12 protein-coding genes are annotated in these 13555 nt (G+C 70.3%); 4 read left to right on the forward strand and 8 right to left on the reverse strand.

Annotation, left to right across the window (positions count from 1 at the left end):
• Positions 1–19: 19 nt before the first annotated feature.
• Positions 20–799, reverse strand: a complete 780-nt coding sequence (locus ACSHV8_RS25585; RefSeq protein WP_436536492.1) for a LysR family transcriptional regulator — start codon at positions 797–799, stop codon at positions 20–22.
• Between the two features lie 89 nt (positions 800–888).
• Between ACSHV8_RS25585 and ACSHV8_RS25590 the strand changes: the two genes are divergently transcribed.
• Positions 889–1371 carry a nuclear transport factor 2 family protein gene (locus ACSHV8_RS25590; RefSeq protein WP_436536494.1) on the forward strand — a complete coding sequence of 161 codons (483 nt, stop codon included), beginning with the start codon at positions 889–891 and terminating at the stop codon, positions 1369–1371.
• A 3-nt stretch (positions 1372–1374) separates the two neighbouring features.
• Here the strand turns inward: ACSHV8_RS25590 and ACSHV8_RS25595 are convergent, their stop codons facing one another.
• The 5 genes from ACSHV8_RS25595 to ACSHV8_RS25615 all read right to left on the reverse strand — a co-directional run bounded on the left by ACSHV8_RS25595 (position 1375) and on the right by ACSHV8_RS25615 (position 8518).
• Entirely contained in the window at positions 1375–3387 is a 2013-nt protein-coding gene (locus tag ACSHV8_RS25595; RefSeq protein WP_436536496.1) for an ATP-binding protein, read from the reverse strand.
• A gap of 94 nt (positions 3388–3481) precedes the next feature.
• Positions 3482–4078, reverse strand: a complete 597-nt coding sequence (locus ACSHV8_RS25600; protein WP_436536498.1) for a DivIVA domain-containing protein — start codon at positions 4076–4078, stop codon at positions 3482–3484.
• A 125-nt stretch (positions 4079–4203) separates the two neighbouring features.
• Positions 4204–6030 carry an ATP-binding response regulator gene (locus tag ACSHV8_RS25605; RefSeq protein ID WP_436536500.1) on the reverse strand — a complete coding sequence of 609 codons (1827 nt, stop codon included), beginning with the start codon at positions 6028–6030 and terminating at the stop codon, positions 4204–4206.
• Between the two features lie 64 nt (positions 6031–6094).
• Entirely contained in the window at positions 6095–7297 is a 1203-nt protein-coding gene (locus ACSHV8_RS25610) for a DUF1501 domain-containing protein (RefSeq protein WP_436536502.1), read from the reverse strand.
• 12 nt (positions 7298–7309) lie between these two features.
• Positions 7310–8518 carry a DUF1800 domain-containing protein gene (locus ACSHV8_RS25615; protein WP_436536504.1) on the reverse strand — a complete coding sequence of 403 codons (1209 nt, stop codon included), beginning with the start codon at positions 8516–8518 and terminating at the stop codon, positions 7310–7312.
• Positions 8519–8633: 115 nt separating this feature from the next.
• On the opposite strand from ACSHV8_RS25615, the gene ACSHV8_RS25620 reads away from it, so the two are divergent.
• Positions 8634–9368, forward strand: a complete 735-nt coding sequence (locus tag ACSHV8_RS25620; RefSeq protein ID WP_436536506.1) for an SDR family oxidoreductase — start codon at positions 8634–8636, stop codon at positions 9366–9368.
• Positions 9369–9808: 440 nt separating this feature from the next.
• On the opposite strand, the gene ACSHV8_RS25625 is transcribed toward ACSHV8_RS25620, so the two are convergent.
• Positions 9809–11188: an NAD(P)/FAD-dependent oxidoreductase gene (locus tag ACSHV8_RS25625; RefSeq protein WP_436536508.1), complete on the reverse strand. Its 1380-nt coding sequence runs from the start codon at positions 11186–11188 to the stop codon at positions 9809–9811.
• 108 nt (positions 11189–11296) lie between these two features.
• Here ACSHV8_RS25625 and ACSHV8_RS25630 point away from each other — a divergent pair, with 108 nt between their 5' ends.
• On the forward strand, positions 11297–11893 hold the full coding sequence (locus ACSHV8_RS25630) for a TMEM175 family protein (RefSeq protein ID WP_436536510.1): 597 nt from the start codon (positions 11297–11299) through the stop codon (positions 11891–11893).
• Positions 11894–11991: 98 nt separating this feature from the next.
• On the opposite strand, the gene ACSHV8_RS25635 is transcribed toward ACSHV8_RS25630, so the two are convergent.
• Positions 11992–12333, reverse strand: coding sequence for a hypothetical protein (locus tag ACSHV8_RS25635; RefSeq protein ID WP_436536512.1), 342 nt, complete (start codon positions 12331–12333; stop codon positions 11992–11994).
• Between the two features lie 252 nt (positions 12334–12585).
• Between ACSHV8_RS25635 and ACSHV8_RS25640 the strand changes: the two genes are divergently transcribed.
• A complete protein-coding gene (locus tag ACSHV8_RS25640) occupies positions 12586–13512 on the forward strand; it encodes an SDR family oxidoreductase (protein WP_436536514.1) in 927 nt (308 codons plus the stop codon).
• Positions 13513–13555: the final 43 nt, after the last annotated feature.

The raw sequence follows: 13555 nt of genomic DNA on the forward strand, positions 1-13555 counted from the left end.
GCCCGCACCGGGCGGCGGTTCAGCTGTCGATCACCTCGAACGCCGCCCGGTTGAAGCCCTCCACAGCGTCGCGCCCGTCCTCGCGCCGCCAGACCAGTCCCCATTCCACCGGTTCGGCACCCTCGACCGGCCGATAGGCGACGTCCGGCCGCGCGTAGTAGCGCCGCACGTGACTACCCACCACGAACACCCCTTGACCGGCCCCGACCCGGGTCAGCACTTCCGGCAACGTGGCCCCTTCGGCCGACAGTTCCGGCCGCCCGGCCGCATCCTCGCATTCCGCGGGCACGGCCAGGAACCGCGCTTCCCGCAGCAGGATCCCCCCGGCCACCAGATCCGCGTCCACCACCGGATCGGGCGTCAGAAGAACATCAACTTCCCTTTCCCGTACGGCCTGAGCCCCGCTCCCGAGCCGCACCTCCCGGATCACCACATCCCACCCGGGCCGCACCGTCCGGAAACGTTCAGCGGCCCGGGCGAGCAGCTGGCCCCCGGCCGCGCTGACGAACCCGGCGGTCAGCGTCCCGCTCCCGCCCCGCCCGGCCTCGATCGCCCGCCGCACCCCGGCGGTGACCGCCGTCCAGCCCGGACGCACCTCACCCTCCAGGGTCCGCCCCAGCGGGGTCAGCGCGACGCGCCGGCTCGTCCGGTCGAACAGCGGCGCCCCGACCAGGCGCTCCACCTTGCGGATCGTCTGGCTGACGCGGGTGGTGCTGACGTGCAGGCGTTCCGCCGTACGTCCGAAATGAAGCTCTTCGGCGAGCGTCAGGAAGGCTTCCAGTTCGTGCCGCTCCAGCATCGCGCCCACCCATCGTGAAGTCTCGCTTCACGGTAACTCGCCGAGATCGTCGTTGATCGCGGTGTGGTGCCGCCGCAAGACTCGATCGCATGTACGTCATTCGTGACCGCGCCCTCGGCACCGACGATCCCGGCGACCACCTGGAGATCGTCGACGCCCTCTACCGTTTCGGCCTGGGCCAGGACCTGGCCGACCGGACGTTGTTCGCCTCGTCGTTCACCGGCGACGCCGAGCTGGATTTCCGTCCGGCCGCGGCCCGCTGGGGTGGCGAGCCGCCCCTGATGACCGGCCGCGACGCCATCGTCGACACGATTCTGGCCGGGTTCGCGGGCCGGGTGGCGACCACGCATCAGGTCACCAATCCGCGCATCGCGGTCGACGGCGCGACGGCCACGATGACCGCGCTGGTCGAGGCCCAGCATGTGCTGATCGGCAATCCGGGGACGTACGCGCTGCTGAAGAACCGTTACGCGGTGAGCCTGGTCCGCGACGGTGGCCGGTGGCGGATGAGCCGTGTCCACATCGACAACGTGTGGTTCCTGGGCGATCCGCCGGCGATCTTCGGACGTTGACGCTCAGGCGCCCGGACGGTCGTACAGCGGAAAGCTCACGCAGACCACGGTGCCGCTCGGTGCATTGTCGGAGAGCGAGATCGTGCCGTGGTGCAGGTGCACGATGGCCCGGGCCAGGCTGAGCCCGAGCCCGTGCCCGGCGATGCCGTGGTGGCGCACGTTGCTGCCGCGGTAGAACCGGTCGAAGACGCGGCCGTGCTCGCCGGCCGGTACACCGATGCCGAGGTCGGTCACGCAGAGGTGGATCGTCGTCGGGTCGGCGGTCAGCGTGATCCGCACCGGTTCGCCCGGCCGGCTGTAGGTGATGGCGTTGGCCACCACGTCGTCGACGACCTGCCGGAGCCGGACCGCTTCACCGGCCATGGTCAGCCGCGCCGGGAGCTCGGCCACCAGGCGCACGCCGGCGTCGGCGGCGGTGTGCCGGGCCACGGTGATCGCGTCGGCGACGATGGCGACCAGGTCGACGATCCCCATCTGGATCTCGGTGTGCCCGGCTTCCAGGTGGGCCAGGTCGAGCAGCGCGTCGACGATGCTCTGCAGGATGGCGGCGTTGCGGTCGATCGCGGTCACCATCTGCTGGTGTTCCTCGTCGAGCAGGCCGGCGTCCTCGGCCAGCATCCGCGCGTTGGCGGTGATCGAGGTCAGCGGCGTCCGCAGTTCGTGCCCGACCAGGTTGATGAAGTCCTCCTGGACCTGGCTGAGCTGCCGGGCCAGTTGCTCGGAGCGGCGCAGCGCGACGTAGGCGCCGATCTGCGCGGCCACCCCGCTGAGCAGCACCACGAGTTGGTCCTCGTGCAGTTCGGGCGCGGCCGCGTAGCAGGTGAGCACCCCGAGCAGGGTGCCGCCGTCGCGGACCGGGACGGCCAGCGCGGTCCGCACCCCGTTGCGCAGGCACGCCTCCATCCGTTCGCGCTCGTAGCCGGTCGACCGGTCCCGGCGCAGGGTGATGTCCGGGACCAGGATCGGCTGACCGGTCGCCCAGACCCGGCCGGTCAGCGCCTGCCCGTAGATCGGCTGGTGCCCGAAGATCTCCTCGGCACTCCCCCAGTGCCCGACCGAGCGCAGCGCGCCGACGCCCTCGTCCAGCAGGAACAGCTCGGCGCCGGGCCAGCCCAGCGTCTCGGCCACCGCCCGCAGCACGACCGGGGTCACCTCGGTGATCGACGTGGAACCGGCCAGGATCTGGTCGATCGTGTCCTGGCAGGATCGGAACCGTTCCAGCCGGCGCACCGCGGTGACGTCCTGGGCGACCGAGACCGCACCGGCCCGGCTCTGGTCGGTGCCGGGGATCGGCCGCGCGGTCGTGGCGAACGTGCGGGCGCTACGTCCGGGCACCTCGACCACCACGTCGGTCTCGCCGACGTGCTCGCCCCGGCAGGCCCGGGCCAGTGGCGTCTCGTCCCAGGCCAGCGGTGTCAGGCTCCCGTCGCGCAGGACCGCGCCGGCGGTGATCGCGGCCGGCTGCGGGATCGGGCCGTCCGGCAGCAGTCCCAGGTCGGTGCGCGCGGCCCGGTTCAGCACCACCAGCCGACCCGCGTCGTCGCACGCGGTCACGCCGACCGACAGGCTCTCCAGCAGGGCCGACAGGAAGCTGTCGTTGCGTTCGGCGCGCTGCTCGGCGTCGGCCTGGCCGGACAGGTCGGTGAGGAACATGCAGGCGACCGGGCCGCCGGTCGAGGGGATCACCGACACCGTGGCCCGGACCGCCAGCAGGTGACCGTCGCGGTGCCGGACCCGGATCTCGCGCCCGACCGGCCGCTGCGGGGCCGACGCGAACAGCCGGGCCAGCGCCGGGGCGGTCGGGCCGTCGTGCTCCGGGCGCAACGTGTCGTCGAGGTGCCGGTCGCAGAGTTCCTCGGCGGAGAAGCCGAGCAGTTCCTGCGCCGATCGGTTGACGCCGCGGACCACGCCGGTCGCGTCCACCGCCAGGAACGCCTCCTGCACGCTGTCCAGCAGGGCCGCGCTGTTCAGGGACGCCGTCCATGCCGGGCCGGCGACCATTCCGTTCACCGTCACGAGAAAAGTGTGCGCCGAGTTGGGGGCGTTATTTGCCGGTCTGCAACATTTCGCCGCGTCTTTCTGGACGGGACAGCGCCGGGCGTCCCGCCGCTCAGGCGGTGAACTCGGACAGGCGGCCGGAGATGTCCCCGCCGATCGCCTCGCGCTGTTCCTCGATCCGAGCGGCCAGGTCGCCGATCTCGTCGAGCATCGCGGCCCGCTGCGTCTCGATCCCGGAGATCGCCTCGGCGTGCGCGTGCCGGGCGTCGGCCACGATCGTCGAGGCCCTCAGCTGGGCGTCGCTGACCAGCTGGGCCGCCTTGGTGGTGGCCTGCTCGACCAGGGTCTCGGCCTCGCGGCGGGCCTCGGCGAGGTGCTCGTCGGCGTTGCGCTGCGCCAGCTCCAGCATGCGCGGGTTGTCGAGCTTCACCGGCACGTCGCGCAGCCGGTCGAGTTCGTCGCGCAACGCTCGCGCGCGTTCCTCGGCCCGCAGGCAGTCCAGTTCGGCCCGGCGCACCCGTTCGGCCAGGTCGTCGGGGGCGAGCCGGTCGCTGAGCGCCCGGTTCTCGATCTCCAGCCGGCGCATCTCGCCGGCCACGTCCTCGAGGAACGCGTCGACCTGCTCCTCGTGGTAGCCGCTCGCACCGGGGCGTGGTCGATGGAACGCGACGCCGTCGATCTCGGCCGGTGTCAGGCCCACGGCGGTCACCTGCCTTCCTGAGTCTGTGCACGTTCCCACATCGGAAACGGGACGCCGGCCATCGGAATCAGCCAGATCAACGCAGGAAGGCAGTACAACCGGCCCCACGAGTCAATGTCAACACGTCGTGCCCGTCAAGCCCCGTTGGCGTGAGCCGCCGACATCGCCTCGCCCACCACGGCGAGCAGTTCGACCGCGGTGAACGGCTTCTGCACGATCGGGATCTCCGGCCCGATGCCGTGCTCGCGGCGCACCTCGGCGTCGCTGTAGCCGGACATGAACAGCACCCGCAGATCGGGGCGGCGGGCGCGCAGCCGGGCGGCCAGGGCCGGCCCGGAACGCCCCTGCATCACCACGTCGGTGATCACCAGCGAGACGTCGTGCAGATCCATACCGGCCAGGGACTGTTCACCCAGGGCCGTGGCCCGGTAACCGTTGTCGCGCAGGATGCGGATCACCAGGTCGCGGACGAAGTCGTCGTCCTCCACCACCATGACCAGCTCACCGTGGCCGTGGGCGAGCTCACCGCCGGACGGCCCGGCCGGCGCGTCCACCGGCATGGCGGCCGACGGCAGCAGGATGCGGAACGTGGTCCCGATACCGGGTGCGGACTCCACCCCGATCGTGCCCCCGGCGTCGCCGACGATGCCGTAGACCGTGGCCAGGCCCAACCCCGTACCCCGATCGGCGGGTTTGGTCGTGAAGAACGGCTCGAAGAGCCGGTCCCGGACCTCCGGCGTCATGCCGGACCCGGTGTCGCTGACGGTCAGGCGGGCGTATCGGCCGGGCGGCAACGGCTCGGCCGGCCCGTCGCCCAGCTCGACGCCGTCGGTCTCGACGACCACCACCCCACCCTCGGGCATCGCGTCCCGCGCGTTGATCACCAGGTTGAGCAGGATCTGGTCGAGGCGCCCGCGGTTCGCCCGGACCGGCATGGTCCCGGGCGCCGGGCGGCAGACCAGCCGCACGTTCTCTCCGATGGTCCGGCTCAGCAGCTCGTCGGCCTCGGTGACCACCCGGTTGAGGTCGATGATCTCCACCTGGGTCGGCTCCCGCTTCGCGAACAGCAGCAGCTGCCCGGTCAGCGACTTGGCCCGGTCGGCGGCACTGCGGATCCGCGACAGGTCGTCGGCGGCGTCCCCCTCGACCTCGTCGGCCAGGAAATCCGCGTAGTTCAGGATGATCGCCAGCAGGTTGTTGAAATCGTGCGCGACCCCGCCGGCGAGCTGCCCCAGACTCTCCAGACGGTCGGCCCGCGCCGAACGCTCCCGGGCCAGTTTCTCCTCGGTGATGTCACGCTCGGTGGCAGCGGCGGCGACCACGAGCCCGTTCTCGTCGCGGATCGGCCAGACGTCCACCGAGACCAGGAACGGCGTGCCGTCCTTACGGATCCGGCGCGTCTCGTCCAGCCGGATCCGGCGGCCCTCGGCCAGCTCGGCCAGGGTGTCCTCCAGCGCCGAACCGCGGTCGGTCGGCAGGATGTCGGCAAACGGTTTGCCGATCACCTCGGCCGCGCGCCACCCGTACAGCCGCTCGGCGCCACCGTTCCAGGCGATGATCTCGCCGTGCAGGCCGGTCGCGATGATCGCATCTCCGGACTGCTCGGCGATCGCGCCCAGCATCTCCCGCTCCCGCGCCGCGATCGCATTCGCCCGCTGCGTGCGCCGCTGATGGAAGGCCAGCGCCCAGCCGATCGCGGTGGCCGCGGTCACCAGCACCAGCCGTGAGATCTGGGCCGGCGACCCGAGCAGGCCCTGCATCGTCGAGACCCCGAAGGCCACGGCCAGCGCGTACAGGCCCACCAGCAGCACCGCACCCGGGACGGCGGCGATCGCGGCCATCGCAGGCCCGAGCGCCACCATGCCGAACGTCAGCGCCCCGGGCGACTGCAGCGCGGAGACCACTCCGAGGACGGTCACCGTCATCATCGACACCAGGACGACGGACGAGCGTTTCGCCATCGTCTGACCTTTCGTGCCGATTCGCCGGAACCATCCATCGACAGCCTAGACGCGGGCCGGACCCTCAGAGCACGTTCTCCAGACGCCCGGCCCAGCCGTCCAGGATCCGCGCCGGATCGCTGCCGAGCACGTCGTGCAGCAGCGCCGCGAACACGTCCCGGAAGTCGACGGTGTACTTCAGGTCCCCGTCGTCGAGGTCGGTCAGGCTGGGCGCCTCGCCGTACATGCCGCCCTTCACCCCGTCACCCAGCAGGAACATGTCCGAGGCGGTGCCGTGATCGGTACCGTCCGACGCGTTCGCCCGCACCCGCCGCCCGAACTCCGAGTAGACCGCGACCACCACGCCCTTGCCGGCCATCCGCTGCTGGAACGCGGCCAGCGGCTTGTCCAGCCGGGCCAGGATCGACTGCTGCGCGTCCCGGCCGTCGGCGTGCAGGTCGAAGCCGCCCAGCGACACCGAGTAGGCCCGGGTCGGCACACCCGCCTCGACACAGCGGGCCACCAGCGCCAGCTGCTGATCCAACGGCGGGGCGTTGCCGCCGGTCGCGGTCGCCGGGGCGTCGCCGTCCTCGGCCGGGTCCTCGGCCAGGGTGTCGGCCATCAGGTCCTGCACCCGCATGAGGTCGGCGAAACAGGCCGCGGCCCGCGCCCGCGCCGCTGACTCGCCGTCCACCCGCTGCCCCAGCGCCGTGGCCTGCGCCGGCGTGATCACGCCGGGCAGCGTCAGTTTCCCGCCGGGCACGGTCGCGCCGGCACTGGTCGCCCCGGCCAGCAGCGGCGGCAGGACCGGCTCGAACGAGACCGCCAGCCGTGGATCGCCGCCGGCCGTGTCCAGCCAGCGACCCAGCCAGCCGGTCGTGCCCGGGCGCTGCGGCTGGGCGGTCTGCCAGATGTCCATCGACCGGAAGTGACTGCGATCCGGCTTCGGGTAGCCGACGCCGCGCACGATCGCCAGGCCGTCCCGCTGGTAGAGCTGGTGCAGCCCGGTCAGTCCCGGGTTCAGCGCGAAGTGGTCGTCGAGGTGGAGCAGCTTCTCCGGCTCGTAGGCCATGTCGGCCCGCGCGGCGGTGTAGGCCGGATCCCCGTACGGGATGAGGGTGTTGAGTCCGTCGTTCCCGCCGTAGAGCGTGACCAGGACCAGCGTCTTCGCCGCCGGATCACGGTCACCCCTCGTCCGGAGAAGATCATTGATCGTGTACGCCGTGACGCCGGCCGCGGCGGTGACTCCGCTGGCGATCAGGAACCGGCGGCGGGTGAGCGTGTCCATGGCGATCCCCTCTCAGTGAACCGTGTACTCGGGGCTGGCCAGGCCCAGGGCGAGCAGCTTCGTCGGGTCCTTGACGCCCCGCAGGACCGCGAGCGTGCGGTTGCTCCAGCCGTCGACGACGAGCAGGTCGGCCAGCGCTTCCGGGTCCTTGACCTCGGTCTTGGCGGCCGCGGCCAGCCGTTGCGCGGCCCGCAGCCGGGCCACCGTCGCCGACGTGGTCAGCCAGGCGACGTCGACCGGCCAGCCGCCGACCGACGGAGGGCGTAACGGGATCTGGCCGAGGCTGCGCAGGTCGGCCATCGCCTGCGGTGGGACCGCAATGCCGAGCTGGCGGACCGCGCCGATCAGCCACTCGACCGGCTGCTTGACCAGTTTTCCGTTCGTGGCCGCGAACTCCGGGTCGCTGCACAGGGCGGTCAGTAGCGCGGTCGTGTTCCGGCCGGCGGCGGTGATCCGGGTCAGTGCCTCGGCTGACGGTGTGACGGCCGCGGCGTAGCGGATCCACAGGCGGTGGGCCAGGAACGGCAGGTGGACGGGATGATTGACCAGCAGGTCGGCGTAGTCGTCGACGTCGAACGCGCCAGTCTTCCCGAGCAGCGTCACACCCGATTTGTCATGTCTTTTCTCGACAAATGATGCTTCGGCGGTTGCTCGGTCGACCTGCCAGCCGGTGAGCACCCTCGCGCCCGCCTTCACATCGGCCTCGGTGTAGGCGCCGATCCCCAGCGTGAAAAGCTCCATCAGCTCACGGGCCAGGTTCTCGTTCGGCGCCTTACGGGTGTTCTTCTGCCCGTCCAGCCAGAGGATCAGCGCCGGGTCTCGCAGCATCGCCCGGACCAGCGGCCCGGTATCCCCGAACCCGTACTCCCGAAATCTCGCCAACTGCCCCAGCATGAGCGGCGCCGACCGCACCTTCTGCACGCTCGTCGCCCAATGCCCGTGCCAGAAGAACGTCAGCTTCTCCGCCGCTCCCCCGACCGCAAGCTGCCCGAGCCACCACTTGATCGCCGCGGTTGCCTGCTTCTGCTGCGCCTGCCGCTTGTCGCCCGGCTCACCCGCAGGCTCCGCCCCCAGGTCAGGCCCGCTCACCGGCCCCGGCGCCCGGATCAACGTCCGCAGCGTCGCATCGAACCCCACCTTCACCGCGGCATCCACCTCAGCCGCCGTCGGCCCGAAGGTCAGCCTCCTGAGCAGGTGCGCCACCCGGTTGCGTTCGGTCATGCCGGCGACCGTACGACCGCTTTGTTCGACGAACGTAAGAACAAAATCCGAACCCTGTCACAGATCGGAGGCCTGCCCGGTCTTAGCCGGTGAACCCAACCAGAGAGGCACCACCATGAAGATCGCCGTCATCGGGGGCACCGGCCTGATCGGCTCCCAGGTCGTCACCCTGCTCAACGCGGCCGGCCACGAAGCCGTCCCGCACTCCCCCACGACCGGCCTCGACCTGCTCACCGGCAAAGGCCTCCCCGAGGCTCTGACCGGCGCCGACGTCGTCGTGAACCTCACCAACTCGCCCACCTTCGACGAGGCCTCCCCCGAATTCTTCCGCACCACCATGGACAACCTGCTCACCGCGGCCAAGGAGGCCGGCGTAGGCCACGCCGTCATCCTCTCCATCGTCGGCGCCGACCTCGTGCCCGACCTCGTCTACTACCAGGCCAAAGTCCTGCAGGAGAACATCCTCAAGACCGGCCCCATCCCGTGGTCCATCGTCCGAGCCACCCAGTTCTTCGAATTCGTCGGCGCCGTCCTCTCCTGGACCACCGACGGCGACACCGTCCACCTCCCGGCCACCCCGATCCAGCCCATGGCCTCCTCGGACGTCGCCCAGGCGGTCGCTGAAGTTTCCGCAGGCGCCCCGCTCAACGCCACCCGCGACGTCGCCGGCCCGGAAGTCTTCACCCTCGACGAGCTGGCCCGCATCTTCCTGGAAGCCAAGTCCGACAAGAAGACCGTCGTCGTCGACCCCGCCGCCGGAATGTTCGCCGCCGTCCCCGGCAACGCCATCATCGCCGGCCCCGACGCCCACCTGGCCAAGACGACCTACCCCGAGTTCCTCGCTCGCTGACCTGCACAAACACGGAACGGCCCGCTCCTCCGCGGGCCGTTCCGCAAACCAAAATTCAATTTCTTCATTGCCTATCTCCGCCGTGGTCCGGACCGTCGCTCCCGCGGGGACCCTTCCGACCTTCGCAGGCCGCTGGCGCGGCCAAAACGCAAAGCCCGAAAGGGCGACGTCCGCCGTTGGTCACGCTCAAAGAAACCCCACACCGGGGCCGAACCCCATTCCCGAAGGCGCCCGAACGACTTCGCCGGTAGACCCCAGCTCCCCGACAGCCCACTTTGCCATCCGAGTTATCCGTCGGTGAACCACCCCAGCGCAAACTCCACCAGGCTGCGCCACCTGCGCCGGAAGCGAGACAGAAAGTCCGAGGCATCGCCCTCGCCGATCGACCGGCCGCCGCGCTCGAAGCGTAGAGCCTTGCGGCCGGTCGGGCGGCGTTCATGTCACTTCGCGGTTGCGGCCGGGATCGGTTCGGTGTCGGCGGCCACCGGCTCCGGGGCGATCGTCAGCACCGTCGGGTCGCCCCCGGTCACGAACGCGTGCCGCGGATGCTGCACCGAAGCCAGCGACACGATGTCGCGCCCGAACAGCGCCGCCGTCACCCAGATCGCCAGCACCCGGAACTTGCGCTCCCAGCTGGGCACCGCCAGCACGTGGTACCCGCGGTGCATCAGCCAGGCCGGGAAGCCTTTGACCACGATCCCTTTCCACTCGAAGATGCCGCGGCCCAGGCCGAGGGTCGCAACCGTGCCGAGGCTGTGGTGCACGTACTTCTTGGTCTTGCGTCCGCGCAGGTCGGCCAGGATATTGCGGGCCAGCAGCTTGCCCTGCCGCACGGCGTGCTGCGCGTTGGGCACAGTGACCGCGCCGTCGCCGACGGCCAGGTCGGGTACGGCGGCGTCGTCGCCGGCGCCCCACGCGTCCGGCACCGGTGCTTCTTCGGTCCCGACGCGCAGGTCGGGCCGGACGACGAGCAGCCCGCGGGCGTCGATCGGCAGGTCGGTGCGGTTGTGCACCATCGGGTTGGCGCCGTTGCCGGCGGTCCACACGATCAGGTCGGAGTCGAATTCGACTCCGGTCGAGAGCACCACGTGCCCGTCCTTGGCCGAGCGCATCTGTGCGCCGAGGTGCACGTGCGCGCCGCGCTTCTCCAGCGACCGGACCACCCAGCGGCCCTGCTTCTCGGTGACCTCGGGCAGGATCCGGTCGCGGGCTTCGACCAGGTGGAAGCCCACCTCGGCCGGGTCGAGCTCCGGGTACTTCTTGACCAGCGCGGTGGCCAGCGACAGCAGTTCGCCGAACCCTTCGACGCCGGAGAAACCGCCGCCGACGAAGGTCACCGTCAGCAGGCGGCGCCGGCGCGGGCCGGGCGGCAGGGTCGAGGCGCGGTCGAACGCGGTGAGCAGCTGGTCGCGGATGGCGACCGCTTCTTCCACGTGTTTGAGCCCGATCGCCTGTTCGACGACGCCCGGGATGGCCAGTTTCCGGGTGACCGCACCGGCCGTGACGACGAGCGTGTCGTAACCCAGCGTGTACTCCGGCCCCTCGGCCGGACGCACGGTCACGCTGCGCGACCCGTGGTCGATCTTCACCACCGTACCGGAAATGATCTTGGATTTTTTGAGATGACGTCGCTGCGAGACGGCGGCGTGCCGGGCCTCGACCGAGCCGGCCAGCACCTCGGGCAGGAACGGCTGATACGTCATGTACGGCCGCGGGTCGATGACGACGACCCGTGCCTCGTCGCGCCGGAGTTTCTTCTCCAGCTTCCACGCTGTGTAAAACCCGGCGTACCCGCCGCCGACCACCAGAATCGTTCGCACGTAAGTAGGACCGCACAGCCCCCGCGTTTGTGACAACAAGTTCCGCGTGTCACAGATTCACCGGCGGCCCGGTCTCAGCTGACAAACACCATCCTTGGAGGCGTCACGTTGAGAACCGGCCGGCTGGAAGCACTCAGCGATGGCGTGCTGGCCATCATCATCACGATCATGGTGCTGGAGCTGAAGGTCCCGGAGGGCCATCGCCTCACGGATCTGATCCACAGCACCGGGGTCGGGCTGCTCTCGTACCTGCTCAGCTTCGTCTACGTCGGCATCTACTGGAACAACCACCACCACATGTTCCACCTGATCGAGCAGGTCACCGGCGGCATCCTCTGGGCCAATCTCGGCCTGCTGTTCGCCCTGTCCCTGCTGCCGTTCACCACCGCCTGGGTCGATGAATCACGCTTCGCGCCAAACCCGATTTTCGCGTACGGCCTGAACCTGCTCGCCGCGGCCATCGCCTACTTCATCCTGCAGGCGGTCGCGATCCGCGCCCAGGGCCCCGACTCGCCCCTGCGTCGTGCTGTCGGCACCGACCGCAAGGGCAAACTCTCCGCGTTGTTACTGGTCGCCGGCCTGCTGAGCGCCCTCGCTCCGGCCCCGGTGTGGATCGCCCTGTCCTGCTTCGCCGCCGTAGCCGTCCTGTGGACAGTCCCCGACCCCCGGATAGCCCGAGCCGTCGCCGTCCACCCCGAGCCGTGAGAAACGTCCGGGCGCGGTGCTGGGGACACACGCACCCGGACATTCACTTCAACGGATCCCAGCTCAGAAAGTTCAACCATCGTGGAGCGGCCGAAGCCTCAGTCGCAATCTCCGTAGTAGTCGCACTCGGCTTGGTATTCGCTGTCGGCGTCACTGGTGCTGTCACCGCTGCTGGTGTTGTCGCCGCCGCTGCTGCTGGTGTCCCCTCCACCGACATGGACGTGGACGTCGGGCGCCGTGATTTGCGGGGTGTGGTGACTGATGTAATTCGAGGCATTGTCGTAAGCGTGGCTTGCAGTCTGGCCGGCTTGATCGGCGGCGTGCGTGACACAGTTCCAGCCCCCGCAGTTGGGAGCGGCCGCGGCCGGGCTCATCGCGAAGGTCGCGCCGGCCGCGAGGCCGATGACGGCGGCCGCAGCCGCTCGTGTCAGCGTGTTCATTCCCAGTGCCTTTTCTGTCGACGTTGAGGACCCCAGTTGACCAGGCGTTTTCGGTCGTTGCCGCAAGGTTGGACGGCCGGTCGGTCGTCCGGTTGATCATTACTGACCTAACGGACAATTCTCGCGAAAGTGAGCTACCCGTCCGATGTGCTCGGGCCGTCCGGGCGACGCCTGACGCCAAGCTGCACTAAGCTCCGCGCAGATTTAGTTACTCGGTTGCTTTTTTAACTCGGTAACGCTTAACTGATGTTTATGCAACAGACCGAAACCGGCTCGGCCGGCGCTGCCACATCAACCGCCGAGGACCGTCCGATCCTGGTCACCGGCGCGACCGGACGCATCGGACGGGCCGTGGTCGACCTGCTGAGCCAGGCGGGCGTGCCGGTCCGCGCACTCGTGCGCCACGCCGAGACCGCGACGGCCCTGCCCGCCGGTGTCGAGATCGTCACCGGTGACCTCACCGTGCCCGACTCGCTCGACGCCGCGCTGCACGGCGCCGGGCCGGTCCTGCTCGTCTGGACCGCCCCGCCGGAGACCGCGGCCGCCGTCGTCGACCGGCTGGCCGCCCGCGCCCAGCGAGTCGTCTACCTGTCCGCGCCACACCGCACGCCGCACCCGTTCTTCCAGCAGCCCAACCCGATGGCAGCACTGCACGCCGAGATCGAGCGGCTCATCGCGGCCGCCGGCCTGGACTCGACGATCGTACGACCGGGCATGTTCGCGTCGAACGCCCTGCTCTGGTGGGCCGACGCGATCCGCGGCGACGGCATGATCCGGTGGCCCTACGGCGAGGCCGCGAGCGCACCGGTCGACGACCGGGACGTCGCCGCGATCATCGCACAAACCCTGCGCGACGACCGGCACATCGGCGGCGACTACGTCCTGACCGGCCCCGAATCACTCACCCAGGCCGAGCAGGTAGGGATCATCGCCGACGCGCTGGGCCGCCGGCTCACGTTCGAGCAGCTGTCGCCCGAACAGTTCCGGCAGGCGACGCCGCCGGCCGCACGCCCGGCCGTCGACATGCTCCTGGCCGCCTGGAACGCCGCGGTGGGCAGCCCGGCCTACCTCACCCCCACCGTGTCCGAGCTGCTCCGGACACCGGCCCGGACGTTTCACCGATGGGTCACCGACCACGCCGCTTCGTTCACCGAGCCCCCGACCGGCCCTCGCGAGTGAACTTTCTCGATCATGAGGTTGCGGGGAGACGCCGTGCGGTGAC

Origin of the sequence: Actinoplanes sp. HUAS TT8 (assembly GCF_051380535.1) — a bacterium.
GTDB lineage: Bacteria > Actinomycetota > Actinomycetes > Mycobacteriales > Micromonosporaceae > Actinoplanes.

What these genes read in the sequence shown, in the direction of transcription:
- ACSHV8_RS25585 (WP_436536492.1), bottom strand. Translation starts at nt 799, where the DNA reads ATGCTGGAGCGGCACGAACTGGAAGCCTTCCTGACGCTCGCCGAAGAG.
- ACSHV8_RS25590 (WP_436536494.1), top strand. Translation starts at nt 889, where the DNA reads ATGTACGTCATTCGTGACCGCGCCCTCGGCACCGACGATCCCGGCGAC.
- ACSHV8_RS25605 (WP_436536500.1), bottom strand. Translation starts at nt 6,030, where the DNA reads ATGGCGAAACGCTCGTCCGTCGTCCTGGTGTCGATGATGACGGTGACC.
- ACSHV8_RS25610 (WP_436536502.1), bottom strand. Translation starts at nt 7,297, where the DNA reads ATGGACACGCTCACCCGCCGCCGGTTCCTGATCGCCAGCGGAGTCACC.
- ACSHV8_RS25615 (WP_436536504.1), bottom strand. Translation starts at nt 8,518, where the DNA reads ATGACCGAACGCAACCGGGTGGCGCACCTGCTCAGGAGGCTGACCTTC.
- ACSHV8_RS25620 (WP_436536506.1), top strand. Translation starts at nt 8,634, where the DNA reads ATGAAGATCGCCGTCATCGGGGGCACCGGCCTGATCGGCTCCCAGGTC.
- ACSHV8_RS25635 (WP_436536512.1), bottom strand. Translation starts at nt 12,333, where the DNA reads ATGAACACGCTGACACGAGCGGCTGCGGCCGCCGTCATCGGCCTCGCG.
- ACSHV8_RS25640 (WP_436536514.1), top strand. Translation starts at nt 12,586, where the DNA reads ATGCAACAGACCGAAACCGGCTCGGCCGGCGCTGCCACATCAACCGCC.